General features: G+C 73.3%; 17 protein-coding genes. 13 read left to right on the forward strand and 4 right to left on the reverse strand.

Annotated elements, in window-relative coordinates; translation table 11 throughout:
• Nucleotides 1-9: 9 nt before the first annotated feature.
• Nucleotides 10-1,482 carry an NAD-dependent succinate-semialdehyde dehydrogenase gene (locus VTA80_RS17585; protein ID WP_407342379.1) on the reverse strand — a complete coding sequence of 491 codons (1,473 nt, stop codon included), beginning with the start codon at nucleotides 1,480-1,482 and terminating at the stop codon, nucleotides 10-12.
• Between the two features lie 78 nt (nucleotides 1,483-1,560).
• Here VTA80_RS17585 and VTA80_RS17590 point away from each other — a divergent pair, with 78 nt between their 5' ends.
• From VTA80_RS17590 to VTA80_RS17610, 5 genes are all read left to right on the forward strand, one after another.
• Complete coding sequence (locus VTA80_RS17590) at nucleotides 1,561-2,367, forward strand: thymidylate synthase (RefSeq protein ID WP_407342380.1); 807 nt, start codon at nucleotides 1,561-1,563, stop codon at nucleotides 2,365-2,367.
• A gap of 10 nt (nucleotides 2,368-2,377) precedes the next feature.
• Entirely contained in the window at nucleotides 2,378-2,938 is a 561-nt protein-coding gene (locus tag VTA80_RS17595) for a dihydrofolate reductase (RefSeq protein ID WP_407342381.1), read from the forward strand.
• A gap of 19 nt (nucleotides 2,939-2,957) precedes the next feature.
• Complete coding sequence (gene dapA, locus VTA80_RS17600; protein WP_407342382.1) at nucleotides 2,958-3,878, forward strand: 4-hydroxy-tetrahydrodipicolinate synthase; 921 nt, start codon at nucleotides 2,958-2,960, stop codon at nucleotides 3,876-3,878.
• Between the two features lie 17 nt (nucleotides 3,879-3,895).
• Nucleotides 3,896-5,581: a ribonuclease J gene (locus VTA80_RS17605; RefSeq protein ID WP_407342383.1), complete on the forward strand. Its 1,686-nt coding sequence runs from the start codon at nucleotides 3,896-3,898 to the stop codon at nucleotides 5,579-5,581.
• Nucleotides 5,582-5,654: 73 nt separating this feature from the next.
• A complete protein-coding gene (locus tag VTA80_RS17610; RefSeq protein WP_407342384.1) occupies nucleotides 5,655-8,339 on the forward strand; it encodes a DNA translocase FtsK 4TM domain-containing protein in 2,685 nt (894 codons plus the stop codon).
• Nucleotides 8,340-8,378: 39 nt separating this feature from the next.
• On the opposite strand, the gene VTA80_RS17615 is transcribed toward VTA80_RS17610, so the two are convergent.
• On the reverse strand, nucleotides 8,379-9,695 hold the full coding sequence (locus VTA80_RS17615) for a CapA family protein (RefSeq protein WP_407342385.1): 1,317 nt from the start codon (nucleotides 9,693-9,695) through the stop codon (nucleotides 8,379-8,381).
• Nucleotides 9,696-9,793: 98 nt separating this feature from the next.
• Here VTA80_RS17615 and pgsA point away from each other — a divergent pair, with 98 nt between their 5' ends.
• The 3 genes from pgsA (at nucleotide 9,794) to VTA80_RS17630 (ending at nucleotide 11,443) form a co-directional block, all read left to right on the forward strand.
• Nucleotides 9,794-10,375 carry a CDP-diacylglycerol--glycerol-3-phosphate 3-phosphatidyltransferase gene (gene pgsA, locus VTA80_RS17620; protein WP_407342386.1) on the forward strand — a complete coding sequence of 194 codons (582 nt, stop codon included), beginning with the start codon at nucleotides 9,794-9,796 and terminating at the stop codon, nucleotides 10,373-10,375.
• A 19-nt stretch (nucleotides 10,376-10,394) separates the two neighbouring features.
• Nucleotides 10,395-10,922, forward strand: a complete 528-nt coding sequence (locus tag VTA80_RS17625; protein WP_407342387.1) for a CinA family protein — start codon at nucleotides 10,395-10,397, stop codon at nucleotides 10,920-10,922.
• Nucleotides 10,923-11,095: 173 nt separating this feature from the next.
• Entirely contained in the window at nucleotides 11,096-11,443 is a 348-nt protein-coding gene (locus VTA80_RS17630; RefSeq protein WP_407342388.1) for a helix-turn-helix domain-containing protein, read from the forward strand.
• 33 nt (nucleotides 11,444-11,476) lie between these two features.
• Here the strand turns inward: VTA80_RS17630 and VTA80_RS17635 are convergent, their stop codons facing one another.
• The gene (locus VTA80_RS17635; RefSeq protein ID WP_407342389.1) at nucleotides 11,477-12,283 is read right to left on the reverse strand and encodes a DNA-formamidopyrimidine glycosylase family protein; all 807 of its coding nucleotides are present in this window, start codon (nucleotides 12,281-12,283) and stop codon (nucleotides 11,477-11,479) included.
• A 33-nt stretch (nucleotides 12,284-12,316) separates the two neighbouring features.
• The gene (locus VTA80_RS17640) at nucleotides 12,317-17,242 is read right to left on the reverse strand and encodes an ATP-dependent helicase (protein WP_407345806.1); all 4,926 of its coding nucleotides are present in this window, start codon (nucleotides 17,240-17,242) and stop codon (nucleotides 12,317-12,319) included.
• 158 nt (nucleotides 17,243-17,400) lie between these two features.
• Here VTA80_RS17640 and VTA80_RS17645 point away from each other — a divergent pair, with 158 nt between their 5' ends.
• From VTA80_RS17645 to VTA80_RS17665, 5 genes are all read left to right on the forward strand, one after another.
• Nucleotides 17,401-17,634 carry a DUF3046 domain-containing protein gene (locus tag VTA80_RS17645; protein WP_407342390.1) on the forward strand — a complete coding sequence of 78 codons (234 nt, stop codon included), beginning with the start codon at nucleotides 17,401-17,403 and terminating at the stop codon, nucleotides 17,632-17,634.
• A gap of 7 nt (nucleotides 17,635-17,641) precedes the next feature.
• Complete coding sequence (locus VTA80_RS17650) at nucleotides 17,642-19,726, forward strand: alkaline phosphatase family protein (RefSeq protein WP_407342391.1); 2,085 nt, start codon at nucleotides 17,642-17,644, stop codon at nucleotides 19,724-19,726.
• A gap of 13 nt (nucleotides 19,727-19,739) precedes the next feature.
• A complete protein-coding gene (locus VTA80_RS17655; protein ID WP_407342392.1) occupies nucleotides 19,740-20,669 on the forward strand; it encodes an MBL fold metallo-hydrolase in 930 nt (309 codons plus the stop codon).
• A gap of 213 nt (nucleotides 20,670-20,882) precedes the next feature.
• A complete protein-coding gene (gene recA / locus VTA80_RS17660; RefSeq protein ID WP_407342393.1) occupies nucleotides 20,883-21,923 on the forward strand; it encodes a recombinase RecA in 1,041 nt (346 codons plus the stop codon).
• 14 nt (nucleotides 21,924-21,937) lie between these two features.
• Nucleotides 21,938-22,519, forward strand: coding sequence for a regulatory protein RecX (locus VTA80_RS17665; RefSeq protein WP_407342394.1), 582 nt, complete (start codon nucleotides 21,938-21,940; stop codon nucleotides 22,517-22,519).
• Nucleotides 22,520-22,523 lie beyond the last annotated feature (4 nt).

Below are 22,523 nucleotides of genomic sequence, written 5' to 3' on the forward strand. Positions count from 1 at the left end.
GCGCCCGCACTACAGCGCGACGTAGACGCTCTCGAGGTACTCCTCGATGCCGGCCTCGCCGCCCTCGCGGCCCAGCCCGGACGACTTCACGCCACCGAACGGGGCGCTCGCGTCGGAGACCATGCCGCGGTTGATCCCGAGCATGCCCGCCTCGATCCGCTCGGCGACCCGGAACACCCGCGACACGTCCCGCGTGTACGCGTACGCCACGAGCCCGAACTCGGTCGAGTTCGCCATCGTGAGCGCCTCGTCCTCGTCGGTGAACGTGACGATCGGCGCGACGGGTCCGAACACCTCCTCGCGCACGATCCGCGACGACGGGTCGACATCCGTGAGCACCGTGGGGGCGTAGAACCAGCCGGCGCGGCGCGGCCGGTCGCCACCGGTGGTGACGCGGGCGCCGTCGTCGACGGCCTCCGCGACCCAGCGATCGACGCGGTCGACGGCCTTCTCCTCGATCAACGGGCCGACGGTGGTGCCCTCGGCCGCCCCGTGCCCGACGACGAGGCGGTCGAACGCCGCCGTGAGCCCGGCCGCGAACTCCTTCGCGACCGACTCGTGCACCAGGAACCGGTTGGCGGCGACGCAGGTCTGGCCCGCGTTGCGCATCTTGGCGGCGACCGCGCCGGTGACCGCGGCGGGGATGTCGGCGTCCTCGAACACGAGGAACGGGGCGTTGCCGCCGAGCTCCATGGACGTGCGGAGCACACCCTCGGCGGCCCCGCGCAGCAGGACCCGGCCCACCTCGGTCGACCCGGTGAACGAGAGCTTGCGCAGGCGGGGGTCGGCGAGCAGCTGCTCGACCAGCCGGCTCGACGACGACGTCGGCACGACGTTGATCACACCCGTCGGCAGCCCGCGCCGCTCCAGCTCGGAGCGCACGACCTCGGCGAACAGCGCGGTCGTGAGCGGTGTGAGCCCGGCCGGTTTGATGACGACGGTGCACCCGGCGGCCAACGCCGGGGCGACCTTGCGGGTGATCATGGCGATCGGGAAGTTCCACGGCGTGATGAGCAGCGCGGGCCCGACGGGCTTGCGAAGAACGATCTGGCGGTTGGCGCCCGACGGCGCGGTGCGGGTCAGCCCGTTGATCCGCACCGCCTGCTCGGAGTACCACCGCACGTACTCGGCGCCGTAGACGACCTCGGCGCGCGACTCGGCCAGCGGCTTGCCGCCCTCCGCGGTCACGAGGGCCGCGAAGTCGTCGATCCGGGCGATGACGGTCTCGAACACGGCCCGCAGCAGCTCGCCGCGCTCCCGCGGGGCCACCGCGCGCCAGGCGGGCAGCGCGGCGTCGGCGGCGGCGAGCGCGTCGAGCCCGTCCTGGGGGGTCGCGTCGGCGACGTCGAAGAGGACCTCCCCGGTGCCGGGATCCCCGACAGGGAAGGTGCCACCGCCGGTCGCGGGGCGCCAGGCCCCGTCGATCAGCAGCCCGGTGGGCAGGTGCGCGGCAACGGTGGGGGGGAGGGTCGGCGTCGACATGTGCGCCAGTATTGCGCCCCGACCCAGGACGCGCCGGACAATCCGGCGCGTCGCGGGCGCGACCTTAGGATGACCCGCATGACTCGACCGGTGCGCACGCAGTACGAGGACCTCCTGCGACTGGTGCTCGAGTCCGGGACCCCCAAGGCCGACCGGACCGGTACCGGCACGCGCAGCGTGTTCGGCCACCAGATGCGCTTCGACCTGGCCGAGGGGTTCCCGCTCGTGACCACCAAGCGCGTGCACCTCAAGTCGATCGTGTACGAGCTGCTGTGGTTCCTGCGCGGGGACTCGAACGTCTCCTGGCTGCAGGAGCACGGCGTGAAGATCTGGGACGAGTGGGCCGCGTCCGACGGCGACCTCGGTCCCGTCTACGGGGTCCAGTGGCGCTCGTGGCCGACCCCGGACGGGGGACATGTCGACCAGATCGCCGAGCTGCTCGAGACGCTGCGCACCGACCCGGACTCGCGGCGCATGATCGTCTCGGCGTGGAACGTCGCCGAGATCCCGAAGATGGCGCTCGCGCCGTGCCACGCGTTCTTCCAGTTCTACGTCTCCGGCGGCCGGCTCTCGTGCCAGCTCTACCAACGCAGCGCCGACCTGTTCCTCGGCGTGCCCTTCAACATCGCGAGCTATGCGCTGCTCACGCACATGGTCGCGGCGCAGGCCGGGCTCGAGGTCGGCGACTTCATCTGGACCGGCGGCGACTGCCACATCTACGACAACCACGTCGACCAGGTGCGTGAGCAGCTCTCCCGCGCGCCCTACCCGTTCCCGACGCTGGAGCTGCGCCCCGCCCCGTCGATCTTCGACTACACCTTCGACGACGTGGTGGTCGCCGACTACCAGCACCATCCGGCGATCAAGGCCCCGGTCGCGGTATGAGGGTCGCGGTATGAGCGAGCGCCTCGGCCTGATCTGGGCCCAGGCCCGCTCGGCCGACGGCGGCCCCGGCGTGATCGGGCGCGACGGCGGCATGCCGTGGCACCTGCCGGAGGACCTCGCGCACTTCCGCCGGGTCACGACCGGGCATCCGGTGATCATGGGACGCGCGACGTGGGAGTCGCTGCCGCCGCGGTTCCGGCCGCTGCCGGGGCGCCCGAACGTCGTCCTCACCCGGCGCCCGGGTGCGGCGTCCGAGGAGGTCTTCGAAGGTGCGGCCGTGGTGACCGACGTCGAGACCGCCATCGTGCAGGCCCGCGCGGTGCACGAGGGTGACGGCGAGGCGTGGGTGATCGGCGGCGCCCAGGTCTACGCCGCGACCTGGGCGCTCGCGGACCGGCTCGAGGTGACCGAGATCGACCTGACGCTGGACCCGGTCGACGAGCCCGATGCGCGCGCGCCCGAGATCGACGCGAGCTGGCAGGTCGTCGCGACCGACCCCGGCGCGGGCTGGCGCACCTCGACGACAGGGCTGCGGTATCGGTTCGTGACCTACGAGAAGGCGCCGGCGTAGCGCGCGGTAGTTTGGGACCATGCCGGCCGCAGCGACCCCCACCGTCCCCGCACGTCCGTTCGGAGCGGTCCTCACCGCGATGGTGACGCCGATGACGGTGACCGGCGAGGTCGACGTCGAGGCCGCGGTCCGCCTCGCGACCCATCTCGTGGACCACGGTCACGACGGCCTGGTGCTCAACGGCACCACGGGTGAGTCGCCCACCACGCACGCCCCGGAGAAGGCCGACCTGATCGCCGCCGTGGTCGCCGCGGTGGGGGATCGGGCCGTCATCGTGGCGGGAGCGGGCTCCAACGACACGAAGCACGCCGTGCGGATGGCCGAGCAGGCCGCCGCCGCCGGGGCGCACGGGCTGCTCGTCGTCAGCCCGTACTACTCCCGTCCCTCGCAGGAGGGTGTCTACCGGCACTCCGTCGCCGTCGCGGACGCCACGGACCTGCCGGTCATGCTCTACGACGTCCCGGGCCGGACGGTCGTGCGCTACGCCCCCGAGACGCTCGACCGGCTGGCGACCCACGACCGGATCGTCGCCGTCAAGGACGCGACCGGCGACGTGTTCGCCGCGGCCCGCACCATGTCCCGCACCTCGCTCGCGTACTACTCGGGCGACGACGCGCTCAACCTCGCCTTCCTCGCGCACGGCGCGGCGGGCGTCGTGAGCATGGCCGGCCACCTGGTCGGCGACGGGCTGGCCGCCCTCGTCCGGGCGATGGACGCGGGTGACCTCGCCGCGGCCCGGGCTGGGTTCGTCTCGATGCTGCCCGCGATCGATCTCATCTGCGGTTCCGGGAACGGGGTCGTGCGCTCGAAGACCGCGCTCGAGCTGCTCGGGCTCATCCCGACCCGCACCGTGCGCCTGCCGCACGTGGAGGCCGACGACGACGAGGTCGTGCTCGTCCGAGCGGCCCTGGTCGCCGCTGGCCTGCTGCCGACCCGCTGACCGGCGCAGGAACCGCCGTGTCGCACCCGCATCCCGAGCTGGACCTTCCCCCCGCGCTCCCCGACGGGGCGCTGCGCATCGTGGCGCTCGGCGGTCTCGGCGAGATCGGCCGCAACATGACCGTGTTCGAGACCGAGGGGCGGCTGCTCGTCGTCGACTGCGGCGTGCTCTTCCCGGAGGACAACCAGCCCGGCGTCGACCTGATCCTGCCGGACTTCGCCTACCTCGCCGATCGGCTCGAGGACATCGAGGCGATCGTGCTCACGCACGGCCACGAGGACCACATCGGGGCCGTGCCGTACCTGTTGCGGCTGCGCGGCGACATCCCGTTGGTGGGTTCGCAGCTCACGCTCGCGTTCCTCGAGGCCAAGCTCAAGGAGTTCCGCCTCGACTCGCTCACGCTGGTCGTGGCCGAGGGGCAGACCGAGACGTTCGGCCCGTTCGAGTGCGAGTTCGTCGCTGTCAACCACTCGATCCCGGATGCGCTCGCGGTCGCGATCCGCACCCGCGCGGGCACGGTGCTGCACACCGGCGACTTCAAGATGGACCAGCTCCCGCTCGACGGGCGGGTCACCGACCTGCGCGCGTTCGGCCGGCTGGGCGAGGCGGGGGTCGACCTGTTCATGGTCGACTCCACGAACGCCGAGGTCCCCGGCTTCGTCACCCCGGAGCGCGAGATCGGCCCGGTGCTCGACGGCGTGTTTGCGGCGGCGACCCGCCGGATCGTGGTCGCGTCGTTCTCCTCGCACGTGCACCGCGTGCAGCAGGTCGTGGACGCCGCTGCGCGCCACGGTCGCCGGGTCGCCTTCGTCGGGCGCTCGATGGTCCGCAACATGAACATCGCCGCCGACCTCGGCTACCTCACCCTTCCCGCGGGCGTCCTCATCGAGCAGAAGAAGGCGGACGCCCTGCCCGGCGACGAGATCGTGCTCATGTGCACGGGCTCCCAGGGCGAGCCGATGGCCGCGCTGTCGCGCATCGCGAACCGGGACCACCGGATCGTCGTCGGCCCGGGGGACACCGTGATCCTGGCGTCGTCGCTGATCCCGGGAAACGAGAACGCCGTCTACCGCGTGATCAACGGGCTCACCCGGTGCGGGGCGACCGTCGTGCACGGCGGGAACGCCAAGGTGCACGTCTCGGGGCACGCTGCCGCCGGCGAGCTCCTGTACTGCTACAACATCGTGCGCCCGCGCAACGTGCTGCCGGTGCACGGCGAGGTGCGGCACCTCGTCGCGAACGCGGCGCTCGCGGTGTCGACCGGGGTGCCGGCCGACCGGGTGCTGGTCGCCGAGGACGGGGTCGTGATCGACCTCACCGACGGGCTCGCCCGCGTGGTCGGCGCGGTGCCCTGCGGGTACGTGTACGTCGACGGCTCGAGCGTCGGTGGGGTCACCGACGCGGAGCTCAAGGACCGCCGGATCCTCGGTGAGGAGGGCTTCATCTCGATCTTCGCCGTCGTGGACTCCGCCACGGGTCGCGTGCTCGCCGGCCCGCACCTGCACGCACGGGGATTCGCCGAGTCGGACGAGGTGTTCGACCAGATCGTGCCGCAGGTCACCGCCGCCATCGAGGCCGCGACGGCCGGGGGCGCCGTGGATGTCTTCCAGCTCGAGCAGGTCGTCCGGCAGGTCGTCGGGCGGTGGGTGTCGTCGCAGCTCAAGCGTCGGCCGCTGATCTTTCCCGTCGTGGTCGAGGCGTAGCGGATCTAACCAGTTCGCCCGGCCCGGGGTGTTGTGAAACGCCCGAACAGGGTGCCGCCGGTACCTTGGCACCATGGCGACCCGTACGTCTTCCTCCGGACGGCCCGCCCCAACGAAGCGCGCGCGGACCTCAGCGGTCCGCCCCGCCGCGTCGGGCGGCGCCTCGCCGCGCCCTAAACGCCCCGCCGGACCGCCTGCGCAGCCCGTGCGGTCTGCTCTCCCGGTGCGGGTGATCCGCGGGATCTGGATGGGCTGTGCCCACCTCATCGGCGGCACCGCGCGCCGGATCGGACGTGATGCGCGCGACCTCGACCCCGCGCACCGTCGTGACGGCGTCGCCTTCACCCTGGTCGCCCTGGCGATCATCGTGGCCGCCCGCGAGTGGTTCGCCCTGACCGGGAGTGCCGGCGCGACGGTGCACGCCGCGGTCGCTGGCACGTTCGGCAAGGTCGGGTACGCGATCCCGCTGGTGCTGCTCGGCCTGGCCGTGCGGATCATGCGGCACCCCGACCGCACCCAGGCCAACTCACGCGTCTCGATCGGCCTGTCGGCGATCGGCCTCGCGGTGTGCGGCCTGCTGCAGGTCTCGGCGGGCCTGCCGGACCCGGCCGACGGGCTCGGCCCGGTGCGTGACGCCGGCGGCATCCTCGGCTACCTGACCGGGACCCCGCTCGCGAGCGCCCTCACCGCGTGGGTCGCGGTCCCGCTGCTCGTGCTGCTCGCGTTCTTCGGGCTGCTCGTGGTCACAGCCACGCCCGTCAACCTCATCGGCGCCCGCATGCACGCGGGCTACGACCGGCTCACGCGCAAGGACCGCGGCGACGCGGACGGCGACGTGGACGACGACGGCCCGCTGGTCATCAACGCGGGGCACACCGCGACCGACGAGACGACCAAGCCCGCCAAGCGCGGTCTCCGGCGTGCGCTTGCGGGCCGACGCAAGACCGCCCCGGTGTCCGACGCCGACCTGCTCGACGCCTACGAGGCCGACGAGGCGTTCAAGCGCGCCGCTGTGGTCGAGGCGGCCCGCGTGGCGGAGGAGGCTGCCGACACAGCGGCCGATGCGACGCCGACCGCGCTCATCGGCCGCGCCGCCAAGCCGGCAGCGCGCGACCTGGTCGCGCCGCCCACCACGGGCGTGCCGCGCGGCGAGCAGCCCATGCTCGAGGGCGACGTCATCTACTCCCTGCCTCCCGACGACGTCCTGGGCAAGGGGCCGCCGCACAAGGTCCGGTCCGCCGCCAACGACCGCATCGTCGAGGCGCTCACGACGGTGCTCGACCAGTTCGAGATCGACGCCCACGTGACGGGGTTCATGCGCGGCCCGACGGTGACCCGGTACGAGGTCGAGCTCGGCCCGGCCGTCAAGGTCGAGCGGGTGACCGCGCTGAGCAAGAACATCGCCTACGCCGTCGCGAGCGCGGACGTGCGGATCCTGTCGCCGATCCCCGGCAAGTCCGCGATCGGGATCGAGATCCCCAACACCGACCGCGAGATCGTCTCGCTCGGCGACGTGTTGCGGTCGTCGGCCGCGCGGCGCAGCGAGCACCCCATGGTGATCGGCGTCGGCAAGGACGTCGAGGGCGGCTACGTCGTGGCCAACCTCGCCAAGATGCCCCACCTGCTCGTCGCCGGTGCCACCGGCGCCGGCAAGTCGAGCTTCGTGAACTCGATGATTGTCTCGATCCTCATGCGGTCCACCCCTGACGAGGTGCGCATGGTGCTGGTCGACCCCAAGCGGGTCGAGCTCACCATCTACGAGGGCATCCCGCACCTCATCACCCCGATCATCACCAACCCGAAGAAGGCCGCCGAGGCCCTCGAGTGGGTCGTGCGCGAGATGGAGTCGCGCTACGACGACCTCGCGATGTTCGGCTTCAAGCACCTCGACGACTTCAACGCCGCGGTGCGTGCGGGGAAGGTCAAACCGCTGCCCGGGAGCCAGCGCAAGATCGCGCCGTACCCGTACCTGCTCATCGTCGTCGACGAGCTCGCGGACCTCATGATGGTCGCCCCGCGCGAGGTCGAGGCCTCGATCCAGCGGATCACCCAGCTGGCCCGCGCCGCGGGGATCCACCTCGTCCTGGCGACCCAGCGACCGAGCGTCGACGTCGTGACGGGGCTGATCAAGGCGAACGTGCCTTCGCGGCTGGCGTTCGCGACGTCCTCCCTGACCGACTCGCGGGTCGTGCTCGACCAGCCCGGCGCGGAAAAGCTCATCGGACAGGGTGACGCGTTGTTCCTGCCCATGGGGGCCGCGAAGCCGATGCGCACCCAGGGGGCGTGGGTCACCGAGAGCGAGATCCACGCGGTGGTCGCGCACGTCAAGGCCCAGCTCAAGCCCGTGTACCGCGAGGACGTCGCGGTCACGGTGGTGCACAAGAAGGTCGACGAGGACATCGGGGACGACCTCGACCTGCTGCTGCAGGCCGCAGAGCTCTGCGTGACCACCCAGTTCGGCTCGACGTCGATGCTGCAGCGCAAGCTCCGGGTCGGTTTCGCCAAGGCCGGTCGGCTGATGGACCTGCTGGAGTCGCGCGAGATCGTCGGGCCCTCGGAGGGGTCGAAGGCGCGCGAGGTCCTGGTCGGCGTTGACGATCTGGCCGCCACGCTCGCGATGCTGCGCGGCGATCCGGCTCCCGGCACCGAGCAGGTCTACGACCAGCCCGACATGACCGACGGCGCGCCCCCGGTCGCCACGGACTACTACGACGACGCCGACGACGAGGAGCCCGGTCCGCGCCGATCCGGCCGGTGAGGTAGGTCGTTCGCTTGTTCGGTCGGTCGATGAGGTGAGTCAGCTGGTCCGCGCCACGACGGTGGGGACCGGGCCTGTGGGCGTGAGCGGGGTCGTGCGCTGCGCTGCCTGGGTGCCGACGGCCGTCGCGACCCGGGCCGCCCGTCGGGCTACCTCGGTCGAGGTCAGGGTGCCGGCACCCGCAGTGATCTCAGGCAGCGCGTACACGCGGTGCTTGCCCACGCGGTCGACCGTCAGACCCGTCCACTCCAGCGCAGCGACGCTCGCGGGGCCGTCGACGGGCTTGCGGACGTGGATCGCCGCCAGCAGGCCGGAGTCCGTCGCCGGGCTGCAGCAGTCCGAGTCCTGGTTCGACAGGTAGTTGCCCAGACCGTAGAAGACCCACATCCCCTCGCCGCGAGGTCCGCCCGCAAGCTTGGCCACCGGCTGGGGAACGTGGGCGTGGTGCCCGAGCACGACGTCGATCTGCCCCGACTCCGCCAGGCCCTGGTCGATCGCCAGCTGCTCGGCGCTCGGCCCGCTCTGGTACTCCACGCAGCAGTGGATGCTCGCCACGACGAGGTCGGCGCCCGCGGACCGCGCCGCGACGGCCTGCGCGACGAGCGTCGGCACGTCGATGCGGTTGACCGACCAGGGCTTGTCCGTCTCGACGGGCATGCCGTTGACGGCGTAGGTCGCGGAGATCTGGGCCACGGTCAGCGTCTGCCCCCCGCGCACCAGCCGGTACAGCTGGGGCTGGGCTGCCTCGGTCGCGCTGCGCGCCGTGCCGACGTGCCCGAGCCCCGCGGCGTCGAGCGCGTCGAGGGTCGCGGCGACCCCGGCGAAACCCCGGTCGACCGAGTGGTTCGAGGCGGTCGAGCAGCCGTCCCAGCCCTGGTCCCGCAGTGCCTGGACCACCGCGGGGACCGTGCTGAACAGGGGGTAGCCGGAAGGGGCCACACCGGGCGGGTTCACCGGGACCTCGAGGTGGCACAGGGCGAGGTCGGCGCCCCTGATCCAGGGATCGACCGGCGCGAGCAGCGGGGTCAGGTCGTACGAGCGGTCGGCAAGCCGAGCCGACCGCAGCACCGGCAGGTGCGGCAGGACGTCCCCGGCCGCCACGATCGTGAACTCGGCGTCGGGTTCGGGGGTCGGGACGGGCTCCGGGGGGTCTGCGAGAGGCTGCGCGACCGACACATCGGAGGCGAGCTCGTCGGTCGTCGCAGCTCCTGTCGCCGCCCACTGCCCGGCGTCGGCGATCGTCGTCTCCCAGGCGGCGGCGATACCCCAGGTCAGGCCGCTCACCAGCAGAAAGACCCCGAAAACGGCCAAACCCACGAGCGACGGAGGTGGCACCGTGCGGGCGTGGCGGGTCACGGTTCTGACGATATCGACACACGCCGTCGCCGGGGCCAAAACGGGGGTTCGGGCCCGGCGTGGCGAGGACGGGTAGATCGAACGCCTACGCTGGTCATGTGGTCAAAGCAGCCCCTTCCCGGTGGAACGTCGCGAATCTGGTGACGATCGGGCGCATCGCGCTCGTCCCGTTCTTCGCGGCCGCACTGCTCGTGGATGACGGGAACTCGGTGCTCTGGCGCCTGATCGCGACCGTCGTCTTCGTGCTCGCAGCCCTGACAGACAAGGTCGACGGCTACATCGCCCGGCGCCACAATCTCGTCACGAGCCTCGGTGCGCTGCTCGACCCGATCGCCGACAAGCTCCTCATCGGCACGGCGCTCGTCATCCTGTCGGCCTTCGGTGAGCTGCCGTGGTGGGTCACCGTCGTGATCCTGGTGCGCGAGCTCGGCATCACGGCGTTGAGGTTCGTGCTCCTGCGGCGCAAGATGACGCTTCCCGTGTCCCGCGGCGGCAAGTGGAAGACCGTGCTGCAGTCGGTGGCGATCTCCATCTACCTGCTTCCGCTGGACCAGCTGCCGTCCTGGATCCAGGTCGTCGCCGGGATCGCGATGGGTCTGGCGGTCGCCGTGACCGTGGTCACCGGCGCCGACTACGTTCGCCAAGCGGTCGCGCTGCGCCATCGCGCGCCGGCCCGCTGAGCCGACGATGGGCCAGACCATGAGCCCGCCGGTCGCGGCCCCCGGGCTGGCCGTCGAGCTGCTAGGCGCGCTGCAGGCCCGGGGCTGGACCGTAGCCGTGGCTGAGTCCCTCACGGGCGGCCTGGTGACCTCCGCGCTCATTGCGGTCCCCGGTGCGTCGCGGAGCGTGCGCGGGGGCGTCGTCGCGTACGCGACCGATCTGAAGGCGAGCGTGCTCGGGGTCTCCTCGCAGCTGCTGGCGAGCAGGGGGCCGGTGGATCCGGACGTGGCGGCAGCCATGGCAGCCGGGGTCCGAGCCCTGCTCGGGGCCGACGTCGGTCTGGCCACCACCGGTGTCGCCGGGCCCGAACCGCAGGGTGGTCACCTACCGGGTACCGTCCATCTGGCGGTCGCGACCCCTGCGGGCGTTCGGGTGCGCTCGGCGCACCTGGCGGGAGACCGGACCGGCGTGCGATCTGCGACCCGGGACCTCGTGCTCGCCCTCGCGATCGACGTTCTCGGTGAGTCGGGAACAGGCGAGGCACTCGGCTCGTTGGATGAATTGTGATGCAGAACAGGCCCATGAACCGAGCCCCAGAAGGTAGCGTCCGTGGCCCGGGGTACGGTAGGAATCTCCCCACCAGGGGACGCGCCAACGCTACGGTGACGACTCGCCGGCCCGCCGGGTCGAGTCCCACGGTGGATGCGGGGCTCGAACGAGACACGAAAGGGGGACGACCCATGGTTGTACTTCGCCGCGAGATCGGTGATGTGCTGCGGGATGCCCGCCAGCGGCAGGGTCGAACCCTCCGCGAGGTGTCCTCGGCTGCTCGGGTCTCTCTGGGCTACTTGAGCGAGGTCGAACGGGGTCAGAAGGAGGCGTCTTCAGAGCTGCTCGGCAGCATCTGTGGCGCGCTGGACGTCCCGTTGTCGATCGTCCTACGTGAGGTCAGCGAGCGGATCGCCGTCGCCGAAGGTCTGTCGATCCCGGACACCGTTCCGGTCGAGCTGGCGGCGTCCCTGCGGGGCACGGGCGAGCCCGGCCTCGGTCGCGGTCGGTTGCGCGGAGAGCTCACCCCAGTCGGCTGAGCCAGTTCCGACTGATCACGTTCCGGTCGATCGTCATTCGGTCGACCGTGGTTCGGCCTGACACACCGGGCAGTAGAAGATCGGTCGGTCGACGGGTGGCTTGAACGCGCGGCCGACCCGGATCGGGGTGCCGCATCGTCGGCAGGGCTGATGCGTGCGGCCGTGGACGAGCGTCGTGCGGCCGCGAGCGGTCTCTCCCGTCGCCGTGGGTATCGGGGCCGCCACCGATCGGATCAGGAGCGCCCGCGCAGCGAGCAGGAGCGCTGCCGGATCCGCGAGCCGGTCCGCCGGGGTCCACGGCCATAACCGGCGGGTGAAGAGCGACTCGGCCGCGTAGATGGTGCCGATCCCCGCGACGACCCGCTGGTCGAGCAGCACCTCGGCGATCGGTGCCGCGCCCTGGGCGTCCCAGCGACGCAGCGCTTCGACGAGGCCAGCTCCCGGGAACTGGGGATCGAGCAGGTCGGGGCCCAGATGCCCGATGAGGGCCTGCTCGTCCCGGGTCGCGACGACGTCCAGCATGCCGATCCTGGTGCCGATGGCGGTCCAGGTCGAGGTGCCCAGCACGACCCGGACGAACGCGCCGCGGGCGGCCGCGGCCGGTGCACCGGTCCGGGCGATGGCCCAGGATCCCTCCATGCGCAGGTGCGTGTGCAGCGTCTGGCCGTCGTCGAACCGGGTCAGCAGGTGCTTGCCGTAGGAGATCGTGCCCAGCACCGTCCGCCCGGCAGCGACCTCGCGTGCTGCCGGCCACCGGATCTCGGCCCGGGTCAGGGTCTGGCCGGCGAGCGCCTGGTCGAGCCGCAGGGCCGTGCGGCGCACGATGTCACCCTCGGGCACGGCGAGCTCGCGGTGGCCGCAGGCGGGGCGTCGTCATGCCTGGCCCCGCAGTCGCAGTCCCCGGGGGGTTGGGGCGAAACCGGCATCGGTCAGCGCCCGGCCGAGCGGGCTGTCCAGGCTCTTGCCCCCCAGCAGCACAGCGCCGTCGCCGCGCTGCACCGTCAAGCGGCCGAGCCGGCCCGAGCGCACATTCTCGGCGAGCAGAGCAGCGGCGGTCGTGAGCGGTGCCTCGTCCGGGCAGAAGGACAGCAACGTCCGCCCGCCGCGTTCGACGTACAGCACGAGCGCGCCGGCGACCAGCACCACGACCGCACCCGCCTTGCGGCCGGGGCGGTGCCGGGCCGGGTCGTCGCCACCCTCGCCGGTCTGCGACGGGGGCCAGGCGAGCGCAGCGCCGTACGGGTTGGCCGGGTCAGTTGCCGCGAGCAGCACAGCGCCGGCGAGGTGCGGGCGCGCGACGTCCTCGGGCCCGTCCAGCGGTCCGTCGGACACGACGGCGTCCTTTGCGTCGGACCGCAGCTGGTCGACGGCTCCCGGCAGCGCGAACTGGGAGCCACCCAGGTGCTCGACGAAGTAGCCGCGGCGCACCTGCCCCGCTTGCTCGAGCGCGGCAAGCACGCGATAGACCGCGCCGAACTGCCCCGAGATGCCCTCCGCGGGAGCGACCGCGCGCGTCACGATCCCGTGCCGGTCGAGCAGCTGCGCGGCGAGCGCATGCGTGCGCACGGTCGGGTCGAGCTCGCGGGACGGCAGCAGCGACCACCGGCCGCTCGCCTCCGGTCCGACCCCGGCGGCCGTCACCGGGCGTCCGTCGCGCAGCCCGAGCCGCGAGCCACGCAGCATCGCGCGGGCCCGCGGCGCGGACGGTCGCGTGCGGTGTGCCGTGCCGCGGCCACCGCCCGACCCGAGCCGGGCGCGCAGCGGGGTCAACCCGTCGTTCGTGACGTACCCCGCCCACACGAGGTCCCAGACGGCCGCCATGAGCACCGCCGGTGAGGTCCGGACGGCGGCCGTCATCGGATCGGCGTCGGCCAGCAGAGAGTCGGCCAGCAGAGAGTCGGCCAGCAGGGCGTCGACCCGCGCCCCCAGGCCGCCGATGAAGTACGCGCCCCCGCCGGCGAGCGCCGCCAGCACGGCGCGGTGCAGCGGGGTGTCGAGCGCGCCGGCGCCGTCGAGGTCGATCGGCTCCGGCAGGGTGAGGTCTGCCGTCGCCGCGGGATGCAGGCTCACGAGCCCGTCTCGGGCTGCGAGCGACCCGTGCCCGGCCCACAGGACCTCGCCGGCCGCGGTCAGCTCGTCGAGCATCGCCGGCGAGTAGTCCCGGACCCGTGCGGGCAGCACGTGCGTCTCGAGCGCCGAGGCCGGCAGCGCGACCCCGGCGAGCTGCTCGACGGCGCGGGCCACCCCCTCGACCCCGCGCAGCCGCCCGATGCCCTGCCAACGCGGCAGGAACACGCCGAGCGCGCGGCCGTCGACGGGCTCGACCTCGGCGCGCAGCGCGGCGAGCGACCGGCGTCGCAACCGTCGCAGCACCTCGACCTCGCAGAACTCGCTCCCGGTGCCGCCCAGTACGTCGGGCCGCAGCCGCCCGAACGCGAGCACCCCGGCGGCCTCGAGGCGGCGCAGCACGTCGGTCGCCACGGCGACGCCGATCCCGAACCGCTCGGCGACCTGGGCGGCGGGGAACGGGCCGTGCGTGCGGGCATGCCGACGCACAAGGTCGCCCAGCGGGTCGGGGAGCACCTCGGTGAACGCCTCCGGCACGCCGACAGGGAGCGCCACGCCGAGCGCGTCGCGCAGCCGGCCGGCGTCCTCGACGGCCGCCCACTGCGCGGTGCGATCCGCGTCCAGCCCGCCGATCCGGACCCGGATGACCCGCCGGGACGCCTCGAGCTCGCCCAGCCAGGTCGCTGCCTGGTCGCGAACGTCCTCGCGGGTCCGGGCGGCGGCGTCGGCCGTGGTGAGCGGGCCGTGGCGGCGGACGACGTCCGCGAGGTCCTCCAGGTGCCGGGCCTGCCGGTCCGGGGCGAGGCCCGCGAGCTCGGCCTCGGTGCTGAGCACCGCGACCGGGTCGAGCAGGTCCGCCAGCTGGGTGGACCCACCCTGGCCGAGCAGCTCGGCGAGCAGCGTCGGGTCGAGGGTCAGGGCCGCGGCGCGTCGCTCGGCGAGCGGGGCGTCGCCGTCGTACAGGAACTGCGCGGTGTACCCGAACAGCAGGGACTGCGCGAAGGGGGACGGTGACTGGGTCGTGACCTCGACCAGTCGCACGCGGCGCGCCGCCACGTCCCGCATGAGCTCGGTGAGCGCCTCGACGTCGAAGTCGTCCTGGAGGCATTCGCGCACCGCCTCGAGCAGGATCGGGAAGTCCGGGTACTGCGCGGCCACGCTCAACAGCTGCGCCGAGCGCTGGCGCTGCTGCCACAGCGGCTGCCGGCGGTCCGGTCGGCGGCGGGGGAGCAGCAGCGCCCGGGCGGCGGCCTCCCGGAAGCGGGCACCGAACATCGCCGAACCGCCCAGCTCCGCGCGGACGGCGTCGGCCACCTCGTCCGGGTCGATCAGGAGGTCGGCGGCGTCGATCGCCGGGCCCGTGTCCCCGCTCCACGTACCGGCGTCGGCTCCGGCGATGGCGCCGTCGCCCGCGAGCATGTCGGGCAGCCGGAGCACGATGCCGTCGTCGGCGTGCATCGCGGCGGCGTCCACGGAATACCGCTCGCGCATCCGGGCCGCGATCACGAGCGCCCAGGGCGCGTGCACCCGAGCCCCGTACGGCGAGTGCACGACGACGCGCCAGTCGCCGATCTCGTCCCGGAACCGCTCGACGACGATGGTCTGGTCGTCCGGGATCTGCCCGGTCGCCGCGCGCTGCTCGCGCACGTACGCGAGCAGGTTGTCGCCCGCCCAGGGGTCGAGACCGGCGCGCTCGACGGCGGCGCGCGCGGCGGCGTCGGGCAGCGGGGCGAGCTCGCGCACCCACGCCCCGATCGCCCGGCCCAGCTCCGCGGGCCGGCCGGGGGAGTCGCCCTTCCAGAACGGCAGGCGGCCCGGGACCCCGGGGGCGGGGGTGACCAGGACCCGGTCGGGGGTGATGTCCTGGATCCGCCAGCTGCTCGAGCCCAGCGTGAACGTGTCCCCGACGCGGGACTCGTAGACCATCTCCTCGTCGAGCTCGCCCACACGCTTGCCGCCGCGCAGCCGGCCGCCGGTGCGCTCGTCGTCGGCGGGGACGTCGCTCGCACCGGGCACGGGGGAGCCCCCGGAGGCGAGGAACACGCCGTACAGGCCCCGGTCGGGGATGGTGCCGCCGCTCGTCACGGCGAGTCGCAGCGCGCCGGGGCGGGCCGTGAGCACGTCGGTCGTGCGGTCCCAGACGATCCGCGCGCGCAGCTCGGCGAACTCCTCGCTCGGGTACCGCCCTGCGAGCATGTCGAGGACGGCGTGCAGCGTCGCGTCGCCCAGGGCGGTGAACGGGGCGGAGCGCCGCAGCACCCCGGCGAGCTCGGTGACCGTCCAGTCCTCGACCGCGACCATCGCCACGATCTGCTGGGCGAGCACGTCCAGCGGGTTGGCCACGACCGTGAGCCGTTCGATCTCGCCCCGGCGCATCCGCCCGGCGACCACCGCCGACGGCACGAGGTCGCCCCGGAAGGTCGGGAAGATGACGCCGCGGGACACGGCGCCGACCTGGTGCCCGGCGCGCCCGACCCGCTGCAGCCCGCTCGCCACCGAGGGCGGTGCGCCCACCTGGACCACGAGGTCGATCGCCCCCATGTCGATGCCGAGCTCGAGCGAGCTCGTCGCCACGACCGCGGGGAGCCGGCCCGCCTTGAGCTCGGTCTCCGTGCGGGTCCGCTCGGCGCGGCTCATCGAGCCGTGGTGTGCGCGGGCCAGGATCTGCGTCGCGTCGGACGTGTCGATCCCGACGGCGGTGCCGGACTGGCCCGGGGCGGCGGCGGGGCGCAGCGAGCCCGGATCGGGCACGTCCTCGCCCTGCCGCGCCGCCCAGACCTCGTTCATCCGCGCGGTCAGCCGCTCGGCGCCGCGCCGCGAGTTCGTGAACACGAGGGTGGAGCGGTGCGCGGCCACGAGGTCGACCACGCGCTCCTCGACGTGCGGCCAGATCGACGGCCTCGCGGGCGACCCGGCGGCGGGCCCCGACAGGTCGACCTGGTCGTCGAGCCCCGGGGTGCCTGCACCGCCCAGGTCGGACAGGTCCGGGACGGGCACGACGACGTCGACCACGATCTGCTTGGTCGACGGCGGCTGCACGACGACGACCCGTCGCCCGCCGTCGGCCAGCGACCGCCCGCCCCCGAGGAAGGCCGCGACAGACTCGACCGGGCGCACGGTCGCGGACAGCCCGATCCGCTGCGCGGGTGCGGGCAGCAGCGCGTCGAGGCGTTCCAGCGACACCGCGAGGTGGGCTCCGCGCTTGGTCCCGGCCACCGCGTGGATCTCGTCGAGGATCACGGTCTGCACGCCCGCCAGACCGGCCCGCGCGGCTGAGGTCAGCACGAGGTAGAGCGACTCCGGGGTCGTGATGAGGATGTCCCAGGGCTTGGTCGCGAACGCGCGGCGTTCCGCCGGGGGCGTGTCGCCGGTGCGGACCCCGACGGTCACCTCCGGCACCGTGAGCCCGAGCCGGGTCGCCGCCTGCCGGATGCCCACGAGCGGGGACCGCAGGTTGAGCTCGATGTCGGAGGCGAGCGCCTTGAGCGGGGACACGTACACGACGCGGCAGCGATCGACCGGGTTGAGGGTCGTGGGCTCGGCCGCACCCGGTGCGATCAGGCCGTCGAGCGCCCACAGGAACGCGGCCAGGGTCTTGCCCGAACCGGTCGGTGCCACCACGAGGGCGTGGTCACCCGCCGCGACCGCTGCCCACGCGCCGGTCTGCGCCGTCGTCGGCCCGGCGAAGGCGCCGGCGAACCAGGCCCGGGTCGCGGGCGAGAAGCCCGCCATCGGGTTAGATGCAGCCGGGTCGGATGCAGCCGGGTCGGGCGCGGTCGGTTCGTGCGCGGTGGCGTCGGCGCGTGGTGCGCCGCCGTCGAGGTGCGAGGTCACCCGCTCATTCTGCGGTGCGCCACCGACAGACGCGCGAACATGGCAGGCTGGGCCGTATGCGGCATCGGGAGTTCTGGGCGCTCGTCGACGAGGTGTTCGGCGAGGCCTACGGCCGCACGCTCGCCTCGGATCAGGTCATCGGTGCGCTGGGCAGTCGCACGGCCGAACAGGCGATCGAGGACGGCGACGAGCCCCGCACCGTGTGGCACGCGCTGTGCGACGCGCTCGAGGTCCCCGAGGCACGGCGCTGGGGCGCCGACACCCACCGCGCGGCGCCACCCCGGGGGTGAGCCACCGGTGGCCACGGCTGCGCCAGCGATCACCGCACCCACCGCTCCGTGGTGGGGACCGACGCTGCGCGACATCGGCGAGGGCCTGCTCGCGGTGGTCACGTCCGCGCTCGGGCTCGGCATCGCGCTGTTCGTGCTCGACGGCGCGGGTGCCGGGTCGTGGCTGGACGTGCTCGCCGCGGCCGCGCTCATCGCCGTCGGCGACCGGCTCGTGCGGCCCGTGCTGCGGCTGCTGGCGGTCGCCACCGGGATCGTCGGCGCGCTGCTCGCGGGGCTCGCGGCCCAGTTCCTGATCGCCTGGGGTGCGCTGAACCTCGTGCCCGGCATCACCGTGCGCAGCTGGGTGCAGGTCCTGCTCCTGCTCGTCATCGCCTCCGGGGTCATGGCCGGGGCCCGCTGGCTCGTCGGTGGCAACGACAGCGGCTACGTGCTGGGTGACGTGCTGCGTCGGGCCAGGTCGCGCGCCCGGCGCGGCCAGGTGCCCGGTCGCGGCGAGCCGGGGCTGCTCATCGTCCAGCTCGACGGCGTGTCCCGGCCCGTCCTGAACCACGCGATCGATGCCGGGCTCGTGCCCACGATGACGCGCTGGCTGCGCAGCGGGACCCATCGGGTCGACGGCTGGTGGGCCCAGGTCCCGGCCACGACGCCCGCGAGCCAGGCCGGGCTGCTGCACGGCTCCAGCGTCCAGGTGCCCGCGTTCCGTTGGTGGGACAAGGACCTCGCCCGGATGATCGTGACCAACCGGCCCGGCGACGCGGCCCTGGTCGAGTCCCGGCTGAGCGACGGGGACGGGCTGCTCGCGCACGACGGCGTCGCCATCAGCACGATGTTCACGGGCGACGCGCCCACCGCGCTCGTGGTCATCAGCCGCGCGAGCGGGCGCCGCGGGTTCGGTCCGGGCAGCGCCTTCGTCCGCTTCTTCTCGAGCCCGTACGTGCTCACGCGCACGGTCGGGCTGACGCTCGGCGAGATGGTCAAGGAGCTGTACCAGGGGCGGCAGCAGCGCGCCCGCGGGGTCGCTCCGCGGGTCTCGCGGCGCGGCGTGTACGTCGTGCTGCGCGCGATGAGCAACGTGCTGATGCGTGACCTCAACACCGCGCTCGTGGCCGAGCAGCTCTTGGGCGGCGCCCCCACGGTGTTCGTCGACCTGGTCGACTACGACGAGATCGCCCACCACGCCGGCCCGGTCCGGCCGGAGTCGTTGCGTTCGCTCGAGGGCCTCGATCGCGTGCTGGCCATCCTGGCCCAGGTGGCCGACCACGCCCCGCGTTCCTACCGGATCGTCGTGCTGTCCGACCACGGGCAGTCGCTGGGTGCGACCTTCGAGCAGGCTGAGGGTGCGTCGCTGGTCGACGTCGTGCACGGCCTCATCGACGACGCCGCCGCGGCGGTGGCTGCGGGCACCGCTGGATCGAGGGCCGACGCCGGGGAGGAGTGGAGCCCGCTCAACGCGCTGCTCAGCGGGTCCGGTGGGGCACGGTTCGCCGATCGGACCGGGCGGACCGGGCCGGCCGCCCTGGCGGACGACGCCGCGCTGCCCGAGGTCGCGGTGAGCGCGTCCGGGAACCTCGGGATGCTCTGGTTCCCACGGCTGGCCGGCCGCGTGGACCTCGACGAGATCACCGCGCGGTGGCCGCGGCTGGTGCCGGGCCTGCTCGCGCGCGCCGCGATCGGCGTCGTCGTCGTCCAGACGGGCGATCGGGGCCCGGTCGCTCTCGGGGCGGGCGGCAGCAGGCTCCTTGCCGACGGCGTCCCGCCGGAGCAGGCCGTCCGGGGTGTCGACCCGCTCGCGCCGTACGGGCCGCACGCACGACCCGACCTGCTGCGCGTCGCCGGGCTCGCGCACGCGGGTGACCTGATCCTGATCTCCGCGGTGGACGACCGCGGATCGGTGCATGCTTTCGAGGGGCTCGTCGGGTCGCACGGCGGGCTCGGTGGGGCGCAGAACGACGCGATGATCCTGTACCCGGCGCTCTGGGTGATCGACGCCGATCTGCGCGGCGACGTGGGAGGTGAGTCCATGCTGATCGGATCCGAGGCGGTCTTTACCCAGCTGGTCCGCTGGCAGCGCCTGAACGGGCTGCGACCGTGAACGGGCGGCGGTCGTGAGCCGCGGCGGGGGTGGTCGGCACCGGCCGGCGATGGTGCTGCGCGGCCGGGCGCAGCCCGAGAGCCCGTTGCTGCGCGTGACCTGGCTCGGACACTCGTCCGTCGTGCTCGACCTCGACGGGGTGCGGCTGGTCACCGACCCGTTGCTGCGCCGGCACGCGGGCCTGCTGCGCCGGCGCGGGGACCGGCCGGAAGCTGCCGTCTGGCGGTCGACCGACGCGGTGCTGCTCTCGCACCTGCATCACGACCATGCCGAGCTCGGCTCGCTGCGGCTGCTCGGCGACGTCCCCGTGCTCACCGCCCCGTCGAGCGCGCGCTGGCTCGCGGAGCGGGGGTTCCGGGCAGTGGGGCTGCGCAACACGGAATGGTTCCGGGTCGACGCACGCGGACCGGGCGAGCTCGTCGGCGACCGGCTGGGGGACGATCCGGTCCCGGTCGGCGGCGGCGTGCGCGTCCGCCTGTGCCCCGCGGTCCACGGGCACCGCCCGATGCCGCACCGGCCCAACGCCGCGAACGGGCATCTGGTCCGGGGTGCGTCGGCGTGCGTGTGGGTGGCGGGCGACACGTCGGTCTTCCCCGGGATGCTGCACCTGCCCGCGCTGGCGGGTGCGCCGGTCGACGTCGCGCTCGTCCCGGTCGGTGGGTGGGGTCCCCGGCTGTCGGAGGGCCACATGGGTCCGATCACCGCGGCGCGCGCGTGCGCGTTCGTCGGGGCCCGGTTCGCGGTGCCGGTGCACTGGGGGACGCTGCACGCGCCCGCCTCGACCCGGCTGCCGCCGGGCTGGATGGATCGCGCCGGGGACGCGTTCGCGGTTGCGCTCGCGCGCGAGGCACCGGACTGCCTCGCGGTCGTGCTCCGGGCCGGAGAGAGCTGGACCGCCACGCTCCGACCCACCGACCCGCTGGCCCAGGTCGGGTCTCTCTGATCCGACGCGCCGGTGTGTCGATGAGCACAGGACGTGCTATCGAACAGATGTTCGGCTAGCCTTCTCCACAGGCGAAGACAGCGACGGGCTCTCCACAGACCGGAGAGCACCCGAGGTGGATGTCGGTGGTCGGGCATAACGTCGCCTCCAGCACAGACCAGCCCCAGTCCAGCGCAGCTCCGGCTGCCACCCCCTAGACACGCGAGGTGCACCATGGCCGCTCCCCAGGACCGCGAGAAGGCGCTCGAAGCCGCTCTCATGCAGATCGACCGCCAGTTCGGCAAAGGCTCGATCATGCGCCTCGGCGACGAGGGCCGCGCCCCCGTCGAGGTCATCCCCACCGGCTCCATCGCGCTCGACATCGCGCTCGGGATCGGCGGCCTGCCGCGCGGGCGGGTCGTCGAGATCTACGGCCCGGAGTCCAGCGGGAAGACGACGCTCGCACTGCACGCGATCGCGAACGCGCAGCGCGCCGGGGGCATCGCCGCCTTCATCGACGCGGAGCACGCGCTCGACCCGGAGTGGGCAGAGAAGCTCGGCGTGGACACCGACGCGCTCCTGGTCTCGCAGCCCGACACCGGCGAGCAGGCGCTCGAGATCATGGACATGCTGATCCGCTCGGGGGCGATCGACATCGTCGTGATCGACTCGGTCGCCGCGCTCGTCCCGAAGGCGGAGATCGAGGGCGAGATGGGTGACAGCCACGTCGGGCTCCAGGCCCGCCTCATGAGCCAGGCGCTGCGCAAGATCACCGGTGCGCTCAGCGCGTCGGGCACCACCGCTGTCTTCATCAACCAGCTGCGCGAGAAGATCGGCGTGTTCTTCGGCTCCCCGGAGACGACCACGGGTGGCAAGGCGCTCAAGTTCTACGCGTCGGTCCGGCTGGACATCCGCCGGATCGAGACCCTCAAGGAGGGCACCGAGGCGGTCGGCAACCGGACCCGGGTCAAGGTCGTCAAGAACAAGATGGCTCCGCCCTTCAAGCAGGCCGAGTTCGACATCCTCTACGGCGTCGGCATCTCCCGGGAGGGCGGGCTGATCGACATGGGCGTCGAGCACGGGTTCGTGCGCAAGTCCGGCTCGTGGTTCACCTACGAGGGCGACCAGCTGGGGCAGGGCAAGGAGAACGCGCGCAGCTTCCTGCGCGACAACCCGGACCTGGCGGCCGAGCTTGAGAAGAAGATCAAGGAGAAGCTGGGGGTGGGCGCCAAGCTCGACGCCCCCGCCGACGACGGCCCCGCCGTCGACTTCTGACCGGTCGATCGTCGGTGAGCGAGTCCGAACCTGATCACGAGGTCGATCACGAGGTCGATCACGAGGCTGTCGCGAAGGCCCTCGCGCTGCGACTGCTGACCCGGGGGCCACGCAGCCGGGCTCAGCTCGGGGAGGCGATGGCGCGCAAGGACGTGCCGGAAGACGTCGCGCAGGCGGTGCTCGACCGGTTCACCGAGGTCGGCCTCATCGACGACGCGGAGTACGCCCGGATGCTCGTTCGCGCCCGGCTCGAGGACCGTGGCCTCGCGCGCCGCGCGCTGCGGGTCGAGCTGCGCCGCAAGGGCATCGACGACGAGGTGGCGTCGATGGCGCTGCGCGCCGTCGACGAGGACCTCGAGGAGACCACGGCGCGCGAGCTCGCCCGACGCCGGCTCGCGGGCAGCCGTGGGCTCGCCCGGGAGGTCCGGATGCGGCGGGCCGTGGCGATGCTCGGGCGCAAGGGGTACTCGTCCGGGCTCGCGGTGAAGATCGTGTGCGAGCTGCTCGCCGCGGAGGGTCCGTCCGCGGCCGGGGAGCCGAACGATGACACGGAAGCGGCGGACATGCAGGCGAGCGGGTACTTCGGCGACGATTGAGGCC

Origin of the sequence: Pengzhenrongella phosphoraccumulans, assembly GCF_045689905.1 — a bacterium.
Classification (GTDB): Bacteria; Actinomycetota; Actinomycetes; order Actinomycetales; family Cellulomonadaceae; genus Pengzhenrongella; species Pengzhenrongella phosphoraccumulans.

Coding starts and splice junctions, on each gene's coding strand:
- VTA80_RS17585 (WP_407342379.1), bottom strand. CDS start 1,482: ATGTCGACGCCGACCCTCCCCCCCACCGTTGCCGCGCACCTGCCCACC.
- VTA80_RS17590 (WP_407342380.1), top strand. CDS start 1,561: ATGACTCGACCGGTGCGCACGCAGTACGAGGACCTCCTGCGACTGGTG.
- VTA80_RS17595 (WP_407342381.1), top strand. CDS start 2,378: ATGAGCGAGCGCCTCGGCCTGATCTGGGCCCAGGCCCGCTCGGCCGAC.
- dapA (WP_407342382.1), top strand. CDS start 2,958: ATGCCGGCCGCAGCGACCCCCACCGTCCCCGCACGTCCGTTCGGAGCG.
- VTA80_RS17610 (WP_407342384.1), top strand. CDS start 5,655: ATGGCGACCCGTACGTCTTCCTCCGGACGGCCCGCCCCAACGAAGCGC.
- VTA80_RS17625 (WP_407342387.1), top strand. CDS start 10,395: ATGAGCCCGCCGGTCGCGGCCCCCGGGCTGGCCGTCGAGCTGCTAGGC.
- VTA80_RS17630 (WP_407342388.1), top strand. CDS start 11,096: ATGGTTGTACTTCGCCGCGAGATCGGTGATGTGCTGCGGGATGCCCGC.
- VTA80_RS17640 (WP_407345806.1), bottom strand. CDS start 17,242: ATGGCGGGCTTCTCGCCCGCGACCCGGGCCTGGTTCGCCGGCGCCTTC.
- VTA80_RS17645 (WP_407342390.1), top strand. CDS start 17,401: ATGCGGCATCGGGAGTTCTGGGCGCTCGTCGACGAGGTGTTCGGCGAG.
- recA (WP_407342393.1), top strand. CDS start 20,883: ATGGCCGCTCCCCAGGACCGCGAGAAGGCGCTCGAAGCCGCTCTCATG.